14 protein-coding genes are annotated in these 14,751 nt (G+C 72.7%); 8 read left to right on the top strand and 6 right to left on the bottom strand.

The genetic code is table 11. From position 1 onward, the window contains the following. Window positions 1–187 precede the first annotated feature (187 nt). From SMD20_RS20125 to SMD20_RS20115, 3 genes are read right to left on the bottom strand one after another with little or no spacing between them, the layout of a single operon-like run. Window positions 188–1,726: an AMP-binding protein gene (locus tag SMD20_RS20125; protein ID WP_329583309.1), complete on the bottom strand. Its 1,539-nt coding sequence runs from the start codon at window positions 1,724–1,726 to the stop codon at window positions 188–190. 8 nt (window positions 1,727–1,734) lie between these two features. Then, window positions 1,735–2,817 carry a hypothetical protein gene (locus SMD20_RS20120; RefSeq protein ID WP_329583305.1) on the bottom strand — a complete coding sequence of 361 codons (1,083 nt, stop codon included), beginning with the start codon at window positions 2,815–2,817 and terminating at the stop codon, window positions 1,735–1,737. Continuing rightward, entirely contained in the window at window positions 2,817–3,884 is a 1,068-nt protein-coding gene (locus SMD20_RS20115; protein WP_329583301.1) for an LLM class flavin-dependent oxidoreductase, read from the bottom strand. Before SMD20_RS20115 ends, SMD20_RS20120 begins: the two co-directional genes overlap by 1 nt. A gap of 93 nt (window positions 3,885–3,977) precedes the next feature. Between SMD20_RS20115 and SMD20_RS20110 the strand changes: the two genes are divergently transcribed. Next, window positions 3,978–4,463 (top strand): hypothetical protein, encoded by a 486-nt coding sequence (locus SMD20_RS20110; protein ID WP_329583297.1) that lies wholly within the window; start codon window positions 3,978–3,980, stop codon window positions 4,461–4,463. Window positions 4,464–4,471: 8 nt separating this feature from the next. Here the strand turns inward: SMD20_RS20110 and SMD20_RS20105 are convergent, their stop codons facing one another. Further along, entirely contained in the window at window positions 4,472–5,410 is a 939-nt protein-coding gene (locus SMD20_RS20105; protein WP_329583294.1) for an acyl-CoA dehydrogenase family protein, read from the bottom strand. 135 nt (window positions 5,411–5,545) lie between these two features. Between SMD20_RS20105 and SMD20_RS20100 the strand changes: the two genes are divergently transcribed. Then, window positions 5,546–6,220, top strand: a complete 675-nt coding sequence (locus SMD20_RS20100; protein WP_329583291.1) for a hypothetical protein — start codon at window positions 5,546–5,548, stop codon at window positions 6,218–6,220. A gap of 86 nt (window positions 6,221–6,306) precedes the next feature. Then, a complete protein-coding gene (locus tag SMD20_RS20095; RefSeq protein ID WP_329583288.1) occupies window positions 6,307–8,052 on the top strand; it encodes a proline--tRNA ligase in 1,746 nt (581 codons plus the stop codon). 40 nt (window positions 8,053–8,092) lie between these two features. Here the strand turns inward: SMD20_RS20095 and SMD20_RS20090 are convergent, their stop codons facing one another. Continuing rightward, window positions 8,093–8,551 carry a ferritin-like domain-containing protein gene (locus SMD20_RS20090; protein WP_329583286.1) on the bottom strand — a complete coding sequence of 153 codons (459 nt, stop codon included), beginning with the start codon at window positions 8,549–8,551 and terminating at the stop codon, window positions 8,093–8,095. 11 nt (window positions 8,552–8,562) lie between these two features. Next, window positions 8,563–9,042, bottom strand: coding sequence for a hypothetical protein (locus tag SMD20_RS20085; protein ID WP_329583283.1), 480 nt, complete (start codon window positions 9,040–9,042; stop codon window positions 8,563–8,565). 222 nt (window positions 9,043–9,264) lie between these two features. Between SMD20_RS20085 and rimP the strand changes: the two genes are divergently transcribed. The 5 genes from rimP (at window position 9,265) to SMD20_RS20060 (ending at window position 14,730) form a co-directional block, all read left to right on the top strand. Then, window positions 9,265–9,750 (top strand): ribosome maturation factor RimP, encoded by a 486-nt coding sequence (gene rimP, locus SMD20_RS20080; protein WP_329583280.1) that lies wholly within the window; start codon window positions 9,265–9,267, stop codon window positions 9,748–9,750. Between the two features lie 12 nt (window positions 9,751–9,762). Continuing rightward, window positions 9,763–10,767, top strand: coding sequence for a transcription termination factor NusA (gene nusA / locus SMD20_RS20075; protein ID WP_091092351.1), 1,005 nt, complete (start codon window positions 9,763–9,765; stop codon window positions 10,765–10,767). After that, window positions 10,751–11,047 (top strand): YlxR family protein, encoded by a 297-nt coding sequence (locus SMD20_RS20070; protein ID WP_329583275.1) that lies wholly within the window; start codon window positions 10,751–10,753, stop codon window positions 11,045–11,047. The genes nusA and SMD20_RS20070 overlap by 17 nt, the downstream gene beginning before the upstream one ends. A 125-nt stretch (window positions 11,048–11,172) precedes the next feature. After that, window positions 11,173–14,313, top strand: coding sequence for a translation initiation factor IF-2 (infB, locus tag SMD20_RS20065; RefSeq protein ID WP_329583272.1), 3,141 nt, complete (start codon window positions 11,173–11,175; stop codon window positions 14,311–14,313). A gap of 120 nt (window positions 14,314–14,433) precedes the next feature. Continuing rightward, window positions 14,434–14,730, top strand: a complete 297-nt coding sequence (locus tag SMD20_RS20060; protein WP_329583269.1) for a DUF503 domain-containing protein — start codon at window positions 14,434–14,436, stop codon at window positions 14,728–14,730. Window positions 14,731–14,751: the final 21 nt, after the last annotated feature.

Raw genomic sequence — 14,751 nt, 5'->3', positions numbered from 1 at the left:
CTCCTCAGAGCCGGCCGCCCGGGGCAGGCGCCTCACCAGGCCCCACTAGACATAACCGGCCGGTGTGATCGATGTATCCCCGATCGCCGACACGGGCGAACCCGTCCCCGGCGAAAACAGCTTGATCCGTGCTCCTGCCAACGTAACCGCTCACGCCCGCCTCCGGGCGGAGAAACACCCCGCGCGGCTACCCGGACGCCCGCTCCCGCAGCGCCCGCTTGTCGATCTTGCCGTTGACGTTGGCCGGCAGGGCGTCCACGACCACCACCCGCTTCGGGACCTTGTAGTCGGACATGTTCGCCCGCGCCCACGCGATCAGTTCCTCGGGCACCACGCGCGCGCCCGGCCTGGGCACCACGAAAGCCACCCCGGCCTCGCCCGCCGACGCGTCCGGCACCCCGACCACGGCGACCTGGGCCGGCGACCCCTCGCGCAGCAGCAGCGACTCGACCTCGGCGGGCGAGACGTTGAAGCCGTTGACGATGTAGAGCTCCTTCAAGCGGTCCACGACGGCGAGATTGCCCCGCTCGTCCAGCACGCCGATGTCGCCGGTGTGCAGCCAGCCGTCGGCGTCCACGGCCTCGGCGGTCCGCCCGGGGTCGTCCCAGTAGCCGCGCATGACGCCGTAGCCGCGCTGCAGGATCTCGCCGCGCTCGCCGGGCGCGGCCTCCTTGCCGTCGCCGTCCACGATCTTGACCTCGATGCCGGGCACGGGCCTGCCGGTGGTCTCCGCGACGACCTCGATCGGGTCGCCGGCCCGGGTCATGGAGACGACCGTGCCCTCCATCAGCCCGTACGCGTTGATCATCCGTTCGAGACCGACCCGCTCGACCAGCCGGGTGATCAGGGACGCGGGCACGGCGGCGGCGCCGCAGATGGCCACGCGCAGCGAGGAGACGTCCCACGAGCCGCGCTCCAGCTCGTCCAGGATGCGGTGGAAGAGCGTGGGCGGCCCGGCGAGCACGGTGACCCGCTCGCGGGAGATCAGCGACATGAGCGCGTCCGGGCTGAAGGCCGGGATCGGCAGCATCGTGGCCCGGCGCAGCACGCAGGCCACGAGCCCGGCGTTCAGCCCGAACCCGTGGCTGAACGGGGCGATCACCGGATAACGGTCGTGCTCGTCGAGGGTGACGATCTCCGACCAGTCCCAGTAGCCGCGCAGGACCTGGGAGTGGTCCAGCATGACGCCCTTGGGCGTGCCCGTGGTGCCGGAGGTGGACATGATCTCGCACAGGTCGCCGGGCCGGACGGCGAGCGCCCGCTCCTCGGCCTCGCGCTCGGGCACCCGCTCCCCGAGCGCGCGCAGCTCCGTGGCCGGCGGGACGATCGTGTGCCGCAGGCCGGGCAGCGACGGCAGCAGCCCGGCGAGCCGCGTGCCCGCAGGGCCGTCGCCCGTGATGAGCACCTTCGCGCCGGTCCTCGTGACGACCTCGGCGGCCTCGATGCCCTTGAAGCGCGGCGACAGCGGCACGACGACCGCGCCCGCGTCCCAGACGCCGAGCACGTGCTCCACCCAGTACGCCGAGTTCACCCCCCACAGGGCCACCCGGTCGCCGGGCTCGACGCCGAGCGCGATGAGGCCGCGGGCGACCGCCGAGGCGGCCCCGCGCAGCCCGGCGAGCGTGCCGTGCCCGCCGCGCCCGGCCACGACCGTGTCGCCGGGGTGCCGTTCGGCCTGGTCGCGCAGCATGCGGGGGAGCGTCCCCCACTCCGGCATCGGTGCCATGCCCACCCCTAGGTGACGAGCGCCCGGTCCCTGCCCAGATGGTGGCCGCGCAGGTCGGTCACCGTGCCCGGCCGCGGCCCTTCGGCCGCCTCCGGGGCGATCTCCACGCCGATCGAGACCGGCGTCAGCGCCCGCACGGCCTCCTGGATCCGCGAGCGCCACATGGGGTTGCCGACGAGGCTCTCGCGGCCGAACGTCACGGTGAGCACGGCGGAGTCCAGCGTGCCCGGACGGCTGATCGTCAGGTCCCAGCCGGCCACGCCGTCGATCTTCGCGAGCGCCTTCTCCAGGCGGGGCAGCGCCAGCCACACGCCTCTGACCAGCACGTGCTCGCCCACGGTGTGGGCGGGGGCGGGCAGGCCGCCCAGGGGGTGGGCGGGGGCGGGCAGACCGCCGCGTACGACGTGGCCGGTCCTCAGCGTCGCGTCGCCGAGCGTGGCGTGCCCGCGCGGGGTGACGACCAGCTCGGCCACCGGGGCATCGGGGTCGGCCGGGGCGTCCTTGGCCAGGGCGGCCAGGCCCAGCAGGTCGTCCGCGAGCGGCGTGAGCGGGTCCTCCTCCGCGGCCCGCCAGGCCAGCGCGGTGCCGCCGAACGGGCTCGCGTACACCTCGGTGACCCGGGCGCCGAACTCGCCCGCGAGGTGCCCCAAAGTGCTCCTGGAGGCGATCTCGCCGGTCAGCACGATGTGGGCGAGCCCGAGGTCCAGCGGATCCAGCAGGAACTCCAGATGCAGGCGGGCCAGGAGGTCCATCGCGCCGGTCGGCGTGGCGACCAGCGTCGTGGCCCGCAGCGCCGACAGCGCGTGGTGCAGCCGCATGCGCCCGCGCGGCCCGAGACCGGCGGCGGCCTGGGCGACCTCGGCCGCGGCGGCGGCCCACAGAGAGCCGGCCGGTTCGGCGAGGGCCACCGCGACCCGGTCCCGCTCGCCCACCCCGGCCGCGCGCAGGGCCGCCGCGGTCAGCCCGGCGGCGGCCCGCCGGTCCTCGGGGCCGAGCGGGAAGGCGCTGGACGCGTCGGGGGAGACCAGCAGGAGCCCGGCGGCCGAGCCCGCGGCGGACCCGAGGTCGTCCCGCGTCAGCCACCGGCCCATCAGCGCACCACCTCGGTCATGAACAGCGTCATCGACTCGCACACCCGCTCGTGGGCGAGCCCGCCGACCTGGGCCTGGATGATGAGGTCGGTCGCCCCGGCCTCGGCGATCCTGGCCAGGGCCTTGCGCGAGCCCGCCACGTCGTCCACCACGACCATGAGGTGCTCGCGCAGCGTGGCCATCGCCTCCTCGGGCGGCAGCCCGGCGGCGAGCTGGCCGAGCACGCGGTGGGTGGCGTGGCGGGCGTCGTAGTAGTCGGGCGGGGTGACCAGGTTGACCTGGCGGCGGATGTACCACAGGACGGGGTCGGCGGCCGTGGCCGCCGCGGCCTCGCGGGTGGGGGCGACGTACCAGGGGATCATGAGGGCGACCCGGCGGGTGTCCGGGTCGAAGCCGTGCTCGGCCAGGCACTCGCGGTAGCGCGCGACGTCGGCGGCCACGTCGTCGATGCCCTTGAGCATGGTCATGCCGAGCAGGTTGTAGCCGTGCCTGGCGGCGGCGAGGTAGCCGTCCAGCGAGGTGGAGGCCACCCACACCGGCGGGTGCGGGTGCTGGGCCGGGCGCGGGTAGACGGCGACGTCGGGGATCTCGAAGAACTCGGTCGAGCGGCTGACCGGCTCGCCGTCGGCGTTCCAGATCGCGAGCACGGCCTCCAGCGAGTCCTCCCAGATCCGCCGGGACTGCTCGAACGGCCGCTGGAACGCCTGGTACTCCAGGGGGGAGGCGCCGCGGCCGGTGCCGAACTCGACCCGGCCGCCGCTGAGCACGTCCAGGGTGGCGACGCGCTCGGCCGTGCGGATCGGCGACTGGAACGGCAGCAGCACCACGCCGAGCCCCAGGTGGATGCGCTCGGTCCGCTGGGAGATGGCGGCGAGGACCAGGTCGGGGGCCGAGGAGTGGGAGAAGCCTCTGGTGAAGTGGTGCTCCACGAACCAGGCGGTGTCGAACCCCAGCCGGTCGCCCAGCACGACCTGCTCGACCACGTTGTGGAACGCCTGCTGCTCGACGTCGCGGGTGCGGCCGCGGACCTCCAGCTCGTACCCCAGGCTGATCCGTAGGGACGTCATCGCGCCTCCGGCACAGTAGGAAACCAAGCGCTCGCTTGGTAGAGCGTATCAGCGGCGAGGACTTGCGGGAAGGGCGCGGGCGCGATCAGAGTGATGCTCGTGAAGCGAAAGCACGCGCTGAGACGGCCGAAGGACGCCGAAGATCCCGGCCTCGACGGTGGCGACCTCTCGCTCACGAGCGCCCGCCGCTACGAGGCGTTCGGACGGGTCATGGCGGCGCTGGCGTCCGAGGCCGACTTCATGGAGTCGTGCCGCGACCTGACCTGGTGGCGCGGGGGCGACCACACCTGGCACATCGAGTGGCGCGACGGCCCCTACGCCTCCGAGGTGGCGGGCCTGCTGGCCGAGCGGGTCCTCGACCCCGACCGCGAAGGGCCGCTCGTCACCGAGGCCGGTCCCGGCGGAGCCGCCACGGCGGTCCTCGACGTCATGGGCGTCCGCGTCGAGCTGCGCGCCATCGACCCCATGGGACGCGCCCGCACCCACGCCAGGCCCGGCTTCTGGCGTCTCGCCGAGGCGCTCGACACCACCCGCCGCACCAACACCCGCCACCCCTGGGAAGAACTGCTCGGCGGCTGAGCCCGGGGTCACTCGCCGAAGACCACCGACGCCAGGCGGGCGCGGTGCGCCTGGGGCAGGCCGAAGAGCTGGGCGTCGGACGTGGCCCGCTTGAAGTAGCGATGCGCGGGATGCTCCCAGGTGATCCCGATCCCTCCGTGGACCTGGATGTTCTCGCCCGCCGCCGCCAGGTACGCCTCCGTGCAGTACGACCCCGCCACCGCCGCCGCCACCCCGTCCCCGGCCGCCGCCCGCGCGGCCGACCGGGCCGACTCCACCAGCAGCAGCACGTCCGCCAGCTTGTGCTTGACGGCCTGGAAGGCCCCGATCGGCCGGCCGAACTGCACCCGCGTCCGCGCGTACGCGACCGCCATGTCCAGGCACCGCTGTGCCCCGCCCACCTGCTCGGCGGCCAGGGCCGCGATCCCGAGGTCGCGCACCCGTGCCGCCGACGTCCCGTCGCCGAGCCGCCGTACGGGCACGTCCTCGAAGGTCAGCCGCTCCAGCGGCCGGCTCTCGTCCATCGTCAGGTACGCCTCCCGCCGCGTCGGCGCGGCCTCCACGAGCTGCCCGCCCGCGTAGAGCAGCACCACCTCGCCCGCCAGCACGTACGGCGCCACCCCGCTGAGCCGCCCGCCCGCCAGCCGCAGCTCCGCGTCGCCCGGCAGCACCACGGTCGCGCTCACGCCGCCGTCGGCGATGGCCTTCAGCAGGTCGGCGGCCCCGCAGGCGGTCGCGGCGGTCACCGCCATGACCGCGGTCTGCAGGAAGGGGTGCGGCGAGAGCGCGCCTCCCATCTCCTCGGCCACGGCGGCCAGCTCGGCGGGACCGCAGCCCGCGCCCCCGTGCTCCTCGGGGACGAGCAGCCCGGCCACCCCCACGTCCCGCGCGAGCTCCGCCCAGGACGCGCCGGGGCGGGCGGCGAGGTGTTCGCGGACGAGGGCGCCGAGCTCTTCGGGAAGCGACACGCCGCCATGCTAACCAAGCACTTGCTTGAGTTGGTAGAGGAATGACCGATTTTTGCCTTTTGTGTAGGTTCACATAATCTGAAACAGGTCAATTCCGGAACGTTCTGGGGGAGGGGTTGACCTGGGGAAAGGGACATGAACAACACCACGATCGAATACGCCGACTTCGCCGAATACGACCGGCGCCAGCGCGGCATCGAGCGCCATCTGGTCGCGGCCTTCCTTGGAGGACTGGTCGTCGGCCTCGTCGGCGCGCTCATCTCCGGTCGTGGCCCCGGCTGGATCGGCCAGCTCTACGAGCCCTACGCCTACCTGGCCCTGTCGCTGGCCGTCGGCGCGACCGCCACCGGGTTCGGATGGGCGCTGGTGACCACGTTCCTGGCGGCGGTCTCCACCCTCGTCGCGGCCATGGGCGCGAGCGCCGTCCGCGGCGATTTGGCCCTCGCCGACCTCGGCGGCGGCGGCGCGGCCGGGCTCAACTGGGTCCTCGCCCTGCTCGTGGGGCTCGGCCTGCTGGCCTACGTCACCCGCAGGGACGACAGATGGGGCGACCTGGCCGCGGGCGGCGTCGGCGCCGCGCTCATCGCCGACGTCGTGGACCGCGCCACGCCGGGCTTCATCGGCGTCGAGGGCTCGTTCTGGCCGGGCCCGGCCCTGCTGGTCGGCGTGCTGTCGGTCGCCCTGGTGCTCGCGCTGCGCAGGAACGCCCGCTCCCGCCTGCGCGCCCTCGCCCTCTCCACGCTCTTCTCCGGGCTGTTCACGGTGTGGCTGGCGGTGTTCGTCACGGGCTGGCTCCCGGCCCTCGCATGAGGGCCGGGGACTTAAGCCCGAGCGGACGGCCACGTCGAGTCGATAGCCTGTAAGCCTTCACATCCGGGTTCGAGCAAGGAGTAGCCGTGTTGCTGCGCATGTCGTCGTTGTTTCTTCGCACCCTGCGGGACGACCCGGCAGACGCGGAAGTGCCGAGCCACAAGCTGCTGGTCCGCGCCGGCTACGTCCGCCGCGTGGCCCCCGGCATCTACTCCTGGCTGCCGCTCGGCAAACTGGTGCTGGAGAACGTCACCAGGATCGTCCGCGAGGAGATGAACCGGATGGGCGCCCAGGAGGTGCTCTTCCCCGCCCTGCTGCCCCGCGAATACTACGAGGCCACCGGCCGCTGGACCGAATACGGCGACACGCTCTTCCGTCTCCAGGACCGCAAGGGCGCCGACTACCTCCTCGGCCCCACGCACGAGGAGCTCTTCACCGACATGGTCAAGGGCGAGTACTCCTCCTACAAGGACTATCCGGTCACCCTTTACCAGATCCAGACGAAATACCGCGACGAGGCCCGCCCCCGGGCCGGCATCCTGCGCGGCCGGGAGTTCCTGATGAAGGACTCCTACTCCTTCGACCTCGACGACGACGGCCTCAAGCACTCCTACGAGCAGCACCGCGAGGCCTACATCCGCACCTTCGACCGGCTCGGCATCCACTACAAGATCGTCTTCGCCCAGTCGGGCGCCATGGGCGGCTCGGCCTCCGAGGAGTTCCTGGCCCCCACGCCCACCGGCGAGGACACCTTCGTGGCCTGCCACTCCTGCGGCTACGCGGCCAACGCCGAGGCCGTCACCACGACCGCGCCCGCCGCCCGCTCCTACGACGACCTGCCCCCGCTCACCGTCATGGACACGCCCGACACCCCGACCATCGAGACGCTGGTGTCGTACGTCAACGAGCACCACGGCCTCTCCGTCACCGCCGCCGACACCCTGAAGAACGTCGTCGTCAAGGTCACCACCCCGGGCTCCGACAAGACCGAGACGCTCGTCATCGGCGTCCCCGGCGACCGCGAGGTCGACTTCAAGCGCCTGGAGGCCGCGCTCGCCCCCGGCGAGCCCGCCATCTTCGAGGCCGCCGACTTCGCCAAGCACCCCGGCCTCGTACGCGGCTACATCGGCCCGCAGATCCTGCGCGAGCTCGGCATCCGCTACCTCGTCGACCCGCGCGTGGCCACCGGCACCTCCTGGGTGACCGGCGCCAACGAGCCCGGCAGGCACGCCGCCAACGTCGTCGCGGGCCGCGACTTCACCCCCGACGGCACCATCGAGGCCGCCGAGATCCGCGCCGGCGACCCCTGCCCCCGCTGCGGTTCCGAGCTGTCCATCGACCGCGGCATCGAGATCGGCCACATCTTCCAGCTCGGCCGCAAATACGCCGACGCCGCCGGCCTCGACGCCCTCGGCCCCGATGGCAAGCCCATCCGCATCACCATGGGCTCCTACGGCATCGGCGTCTCGCGCGCCGTCGCCGTCATCGCCGAGCAGGCCCACGACCAGCTCGGCCTGGTCTGGCCGCGCGAGGTGGCGCCCGCCGACGTGCACATCGTCGGCACCGGCAAGGACAACCAGGTGGAGGCCGCCCTGGAGCTGGCCGGCGAGCTGGAGTCGCGCGGCCTGCGCGTGCTCGTGGACGACCGGCCGCAGGTCTCGCCCGGCGTCAAGTTCAAGGACGCCGAGCTGCTGGGCGTCCCGACCATCGTGGTCATCGGCCGCGGTCTGTCCCAGGGCGTCATCGAGCTCCGCGACCGCGTGACCGGCGAGAAGTCAGAGATCCCCCTCGCCGAGGCCGCTGACCGCATCGCCGCCACCGCCACCGCCTGACCCTCGCCGCCGTGAGGTGCCCAGCCGGTCAGGGCACCTCTCAGCTGCCGCCCTGGGCGCTGGGCGTGGCGGGCGCGGGAGCCGCCGGCATGCCGGGGAACGCGGCCGGCTGGGCCGGGCGGAAGGCGTACGCGCGGGCGACGGCGTGCTGCATGGCAAGGGCGGCGAACCGGCGCAGCGCGGCGTCCTCGGCCGCCACCAGTTCGAGGTAGGCGGCCGTCACCCCGCCTTCGAGGTGCGCCGCCAGCCGGGCCGCCAGTTTCGCGTCCGAGGGGAAGAACGGCAGCGCGTACGCCGCCTCCGCCTCCACCGGCTTGCCGCCGCGCTCCGTGATGAGCTTGCGGACCTGGTCGCGCCGCGCCCGGTGGGCGTCGTAGGCCGCGCTCATCCGCGCTCGAAGCTCTCCCGACGTCCGCGCCCCGAGCAGCCCGTACGCGAACAGCGCGGCGTGCTCGGCCGCCAGCGCCTTGCGCAGTTTCTCCAGGTCGTCCCCGTTCACGGCCACCTCGTTCACACCGACTTGGGCAGGGCGACGACGTGCGCGGCCTCGCAGGCGCCGATGCTGGCGATGAGCTGAGCCATCCCGGGGGAGATGCCCGCGAGCTGCTTGGGCCGCAGCGCCGCCGCCTTCCGCTCCAGCTCGCGCAGCCGCGACAGCGACGGCTTGTCCGGCTCGGCGGAGCCGGAGGGCGCGGGCGAGCCCGAGGGGGCGGGGGTGCCGAGGCCGGTGACGTGCTTGCGCAGCTCGTCCAGATGCGCCTGGTGGCGGTCGCGGAAGGGCACGAGCCGCTCGCCGCCGTCCGCGATCAGCGCAGAGTAGAGCGCGATCGTCCGCTCCTTCTCCGCGATCAACTGCTTCACGAGAACCGTCTCGGGCGAGTCGGGGACGGGCGTGGCCGGCTGCCGGGCCGGCCCGGAGGCGCTGCAGGCGGCGAGCGCGGCCACTCCGCCCGCCAGCAGGCCACGACGGGAGAGCTGACGCGGGCGCACGAGCGGGAACCTCCTGTTGTCACTGACGCAGATAGCATCGTACGGTCTGAGCCCGCGAACGCCGCCAGGCGACGCTCCGCCATTCGGCCGTGACGAGTGGCGCTCTTTCTGTGCCCTCGTACGGATAGGGTGTCAACTGTCGTCGCTGGCCCGAGTGGCCGGGCGGCGGGGAGCCAGTGGCGAGGTCCGCCCGGCTGAGACATGACAATAGGGGAGGTCGATATGGGCAGCGCATCACCCCGCGACCACCTGATGAAGCTCCTGGAGCCCGTGGTCAGCGCGGAGGGCCTCGATCTGGAGGACATCACGGTCACCCAGGCGGGCAGGAGACGCGTGCTGCGCGTGATCGTCGACCGTGACGGCGGCGTGAGCCTCGACGACATCGCCGACGTGAGCCAGGCCGTCTCCACGGCGCTGGACGACGACGACTCGATGGGGCAGGCGGCATACACGCTGGAGGTCTCCTCGCCGGGTGTCGACCGCCCCCTCACCGAGCCGCGCCACTGGCGTCGCGCGGCCAGTCGTCTGGTGAAGGCGGAGCTGCGCGACGGCAGCGTGGTGGAGGGCCGGATCACGGCCGCGGACGACGCCGGCGTCGATCTCGACGTCGAGGGCGCGCCGCGCCGGTTTGAGTACGAGGACCTGGCCCGCGGACGGGTGCAGGTGGAGTTCCGCCGCATCGACGACGTCGACGGCGACGAAGGCTAAGGGGGAGCCGCCGTGGACATCGACATGAGCGTCCTGCGCAGCCTCGAACGGGAGAAGGACATCTCCTTCGACCTGGTGGTCAAGGCGATCGAGGACGCGCTGCTGATCGCGTACTTCCGCACCGAGGGCGCGGCCTCGAAGGCGCGGGCCGAGCTCGACCGCGCCAGCGGGCACGTCACGATCTGGGCCGCTGAGCTGGGCGACGAGGGCGAGGTGGTCAGGGAGTTCGACGACACCCCTGGCAACTTCAGCAGGATCGCCGCGACCACCGCCAAGCAGGTCATCCTGCAGCAGCTCCGCGACGCCGAGGACGAGATCAACTTCGGCGAGTTCGCCAGCCGTGAGGGCGAGCTGGTCTCGGGCGTCATCCAGCAGGGCAAGGACCCTCGCGTGGTGCTGGTCGACCTCGGCAAGATCGAGGCCGTCCTGCCGCACGCCGAGCAGGTGCCCGGCGAGGACTACGTGCACGGCGAGCGCATCCGCGCCTACGTCGTGCAGGTCAAGAAGGGCCACAAGGGCCCCTCCGTCACCCTCTCGCGCACGCATCCCGGCCTGGTGAAGAAGCTGTTCGCGCTGGAGGTGCCGGAGATCGCCGACGGCACCGTGGAGATCGCCGCCGTGGCCCGCGAGGCCGGCCACCGCACCAAGATCGCGGTGAGGTCGCGCAAGCCCGGTGTCAACGCCAAGGGCGCCTGCATCGGCCCCATGGGCTCGCGGGTGCGCAACGTGATGACCGAGCTCCACGGCGAGAAGATCGACATCATCGACTGGTCCGAAGATCCCGCCGAGTTCGTGGGGAATGCCCTGTCTCCTGCGCGTGTTTCCCATGTCGAGGTTCTCGATCTCGACGGCCGGGTCGCGCGGGTGACCGTGCCCGACTACCAGCTTTCCCTGGCCATCGGCAAAGAGGGGCAGAACGCCCGGCTCGCGGCGAGGCTCACGGGTTGGCGGATCGACATCCGGCCTGACACCCAGGCGGAGGATGCCGCCGGTTCCGTAGATGCGTCAAAGCGGTAAGCTGGAATATGGTGGCCGTAGGGGCCCTCAGCGCACGTGTGTGGGCTGCAGGGTTCGCACGGCCAAGTCCGAGCTGCTCCGCCTGGTGCTGGCCGGAGACCATGTGGTCCCCGACCTGCGAGGACGGCTTCCAGGCCGAGGTGCGTCGCTGCATCCGGCCTTGAGTTGTCTGGAGCTCGCCGAGCGGCGGCGGGCGTTCCTGCGCGCGTTCCGCGTGCCGGGTCCGCTCGACGTCTCGCCCGTGCGGGCACACCTGGAGGGAGAACCCAATGTCATGTAGGACGCCGAGTTGATGGGCGGAGTCAGATTGCTATGAGCGCCTGATGAGCACGCGGCGATGAAGACGTCAAGGTAGCGACGGTCCGGACGGCACAGCCAGCCTCCCGGGCCGAGTAAGGGAGTGCAGTGGCGAAGGTCCGGGTATACGAGCTCGCTAAGGAGTTCGGCGTCGAGAGCAAGGTCGTCATGGCCAAGCTCCAGGAGATGGGGGAGTTCGTCCGTTCGGCGTCCTCCACCATCGAGGCGCCGGTGGTCCGCAGGCTCACCGAAGCTCTGGGCGCATCGAAGGGTGGGCCCTCCAGAGGCGGCGGACAGCCGTCCAACAGGCCGCAGCCGCCAAGGGCTGCGCACCGGCCGGCCGAAGGCCAGGCCGGCAACGGCAGCGGGCAGGCTCCGATGCCTGCTCCTCCGCGTCCGGGCCCCCGGCCCGGTCCGCGTCCGGGTCCGCAGAGCGGCCCCCAGGCCCCGCAGGCCCCCCAGGCCCCGCAGGGTCCCCAAGGTCCGCAGGGCCCGCAAGGTCCTCAGGGCGGTCAGCCCCGCCCGCCGGTTCCCATGCCTCACCAGCAGCCGCAGGCCGCGCGCGGTGAGACGTCCCCGGCTCCGCAGGCGCGCTTCGAGAGCGGCGCTCCGGCTCGGCCGACCCCGGGTCCGCGTCCCGGCCCGGCTCCGCGTCCCGGTCCCGGCCCCAAGCCGGGTCCGCGTCCCGCCCAGCAGGGCGGTGGCGGTGCGCAGGCGCCGCGTCCCGGCGCGCCCGCCGGCGGCGGCCCGCGTCCCGGCCCCAAGCCGGGCCCGCGCGGCCCGCGTCCCGGGAACAACCCGTTCTCGTCCAACGCCAGCGGCATGGGCCAGGCGCCCCGGCCGCCGCGTCCGGGCGGCGGCCAGCGTGACGGTGGCCCCGGCCCGCGCGGCGATCGCCGTGACGGCCCGCCGCGCGACGGCGCGATGCCGCGTCCGCCGCAGGGCCGCGGCGGCGACCGGCCCACTCCGGGCCCGCGTCCCGGTCCGCCCTCCGGCGGTCCGCGTCCGGGTCCCGGTGCCGGTGGCCCCGGTGGTCCGCGTCCCGGCGGTCCGCGTCCTAACCCGATGATGATGCCGCAGGGCCGTCCTGCCGGTCCCGGTGCGGGCCGTCCTGGTGGTGGCCCTGGTGGTGGCGGCGGCGGTCGTCCCGGTGGCGGCGGTGGCCGTCCCGGTGGTGGCGGCGGTCGTCCCGGCGGCGGCGGTTTCGCCGGCCGTCCCGGCGGCGGTGGCGCGGGTCCGCGCACCGGTGCCGGTGGTCCCGGTGGCGGCGGCGGTGGCTTCGGCGGCCGTCCCGGCGGCGGTGGCCGTGGTCGTGGCGGCGGCACCGCGGGTGCCTTCGGCCGTCCCGGTGGCCGTCCGGCCCGCGGGCGCAAGTCGAAGCGGCAGAGGCGCCAGGAGTTCGACAACATGTCGGCGCCGTCGATCGGCGGCGTGCAGGTCGCGCGCGGCAACGGCGCGACGATCCGCCTCCCGCGCGGCGCGTCGCTGTCCGACTTCGCCGACCGCATCGGCGCCAACCCTGCCGCGCTCGTGCAGATCATGCTGCACCTCGGCGAGATGGTGACCGCCACGCAGTCGGTCAACGAGGAGACGCTGCAGCTGCTCGGCGCCGAGCTCGACTACGACATCCAGGTCGTGAGCCCGGAGGAGGAGGACCGCGAGCTTCTCGAGGCCTTCGACATCGAGTTCGGCGAGAACGAGGGCGACGAGGCCGACCTCGCCGCACGTCCGCCGGTCGTGACCGTCATGGGTCACGTCGACCACGGTAAGACCAAGCTGCTCGACGCCATCCGCAACACGAACGTGGTGGCGCGCGAGGCGGGTGGCATCACCCAGCACATCGGCGCTTACCAGGTCGCCGCCGAGCACGAGGGCGAAGAGCGCAAGATCACCTTCATCGACACCCCGGGTCACGAGGCGTTCACCGCCATGCGTGCCCGAGGCGCGAAGTCGACCGACATCGCGGTGCTGGTGGTCGCGGCCGACGACGGCGTCAAGCCGCAGACGATCGAGGCGCTCAACCACGCCCAGGCGGCCGACGTGCCGGTCGTGGTCGCGGTCAACAAGATCGACAAGGAGGGGGCCGACCCCAACAAGGTGCGGGCCCAGCTCACCGAATACGGCCTGATCGCCGAGGAATACGGCGGCAGCACGCTGTTCGTCGACATCTCGGCGAAGAACGGCATCGGCATCGAGAACCTCCTCGAGGCGATCCTGCTGACCGCCGACGCCGAGCTCGACCTGCGGGCCAACCCGACGATGGACGCCCAGGGCATCGCCATCGAGGCACACCTCGACAAGGGCCGCGGCCCGGTCGCGACCGTCCTGGTCCAGCGCGGCACGCTGCGCGTCGGCGACTCCATCGTCTGTGGCGAGGCCTTCGGCCGCGTCCGGGCGATGCTCGACGACACCGGCGAGCCGGTCGACGAGGCCACGCCGTCGCGTCCGGTCCTGGTGATGGGTCTGACGGCCGTGCCGGGCGCCGGTGACAACTTCATCGTGGTCACCGACGACCGGATGGCCCGGCAGATCGCCCAGCAGCGCGCGGCGCGCAAGCGCAGCGCCGAGATGGCGAAGTCGAGCCGTCGCCGCACCCTCGAGGAGCTGTTCAGCGACCTCGAGAAGGGCCGCGTCGACGAGCTCAAGCTCATCATCAAGGGTGACGTGTCCGGTTCGGTGGAGGCCCTGGAAGACGCCCTGCTCAAGATCGACGTCGGCGACGAGGTCAGGCTCCGTGTCCTGCACCGCGCGGTCGGCGCCATCACCGAGTACGACGTCAACCTGGCGGTCGCCGACGACAACGCGGTCATCATCGGCTTCAACGTGCGGCCCGAGCCGCGGGCACGCGACCTGGCCGAGCGCGAGGGCGTCGACATCCGCTACTACTCGGTCATCTACCAGGCGATCGAGGAGATCGAGGCGGCCCTCAAGGGCATGCTCAAGCCGGAGTTCGAAGAGGTCCAGATGGGCACCGCCGAAGTCCGCGAGGTCTTCAAGGTGCCGAAGATCGGCAACGTCGCCGGTTCTCTGGTCCGCTCCGGTCTGATCGTCCGCAACAGCAAGGCCAGGGTGATCCGCGATGGCGTCGTCATCGCCGACAACCTGACCGTCTCGTCCCTGCGTCGCTTCAAGGATGACGCGACCGAGGTCCGCGAGGGCTTCGAGTGCGGCATCGGTGTCGGCTACAACGACATCAGGATCGACGACGTGATCGAGACGTTCGAGATGCGGGAGAAGCCGCGCGTGTGACACGCGGCCGGGCGCCCGGCGGGTCCTCCGCCGGGCGCCTCTCGCGCGCCCTGGCCTGCTCCCCACCGCAGCAGGACGGGCGCGCGCTCAGCACACCAGGCCAAGCGGTGGTGACCAACGATGTATGTGGGTGCTCTGACCCTGGACATCCTGCTCGGCGACGTGCGCTCGCTGAAGCAGAAGCGCTCCGTCGTACGGCCGCTGATCGCCGAGCTGCGACGCCGTTACCCCGCCATCGCGGTCGCCGAGACCGGGTGTCATGATCTGCATCGCAGAGCCGAGGTCGGCATAGCGGTGCTTTCCGCCTCCGCGGGTAACTGCAAAGAGGTGATGGACGCCTGCGAGCGGATGGTGGCCTTTCGTCCGGAGATCGAGCTGCTGTCGGCCAGGCAGCGTCTGTACCACGACGAGGATTGAACGACTAGCACGGCCAGATCG

Source organism: Nonomuraea sp. LP-02 (assembly GCF_036289125.1).
GTDB classification, from domain to species: Bacteria; Actinomycetota; Actinomycetes; order Streptosporangiales; family Streptosporangiaceae; genus Nonomuraea; species Nonomuraea bangladeshensis.
This window is presented reverse-complemented; position numbering and strand designations above follow the sequence as displayed.

Coding starts and splice junctions, on each gene's coding strand:
- SMD20_RS20120 (WP_329583305.1), bottom strand. CDS start 2,817: ATGGGCCGGTGGCTGACGCGGGACGACCTCGGGTCCGCCGCGGGCTCG.
- SMD20_RS20115 (WP_329583301.1), bottom strand. CDS start 3,884: ATGACGTCCCTACGGATCAGCCTGGGGTACGAGCTGGAGGTCCGCGGC.
- SMD20_RS20100 (WP_329583291.1), top strand. CDS start 5,546: ATGAACAACACCACGATCGAATACGCCGACTTCGCCGAATACGACCGG.
- SMD20_RS20070 (WP_329583275.1), top strand. CDS start 10,751: ATGCGTCAAAGCGGTAAGCTGGAATATGGTGGCCGTAGGGGCCCTCAG.
- SMD20_RS20125 (WP_329583309.1), bottom strand. CDS start 1,726: ATGGCACCGATGCCGGAGTGGGGGACGCTCCCCCGCATGCTGCGCGAC.
- rimP (WP_329583280.1), top strand. CDS start 9,265: ATGGGCAGCGCATCACCCCGCGACCACCTGATGAAGCTCCTGGAGCCC.
- SMD20_RS20060 (WP_329583269.1), top strand. CDS start 14,434: ATGTATGTGGGTGCTCTGACCCTGGACATCCTGCTCGGCGACGTGCGC.
- SMD20_RS20110 (WP_329583297.1), top strand. CDS start 3,978: ATGCTCGTGAAGCGAAAGCACGCGCTGAGACGGCCGAAGGACGCCGAA.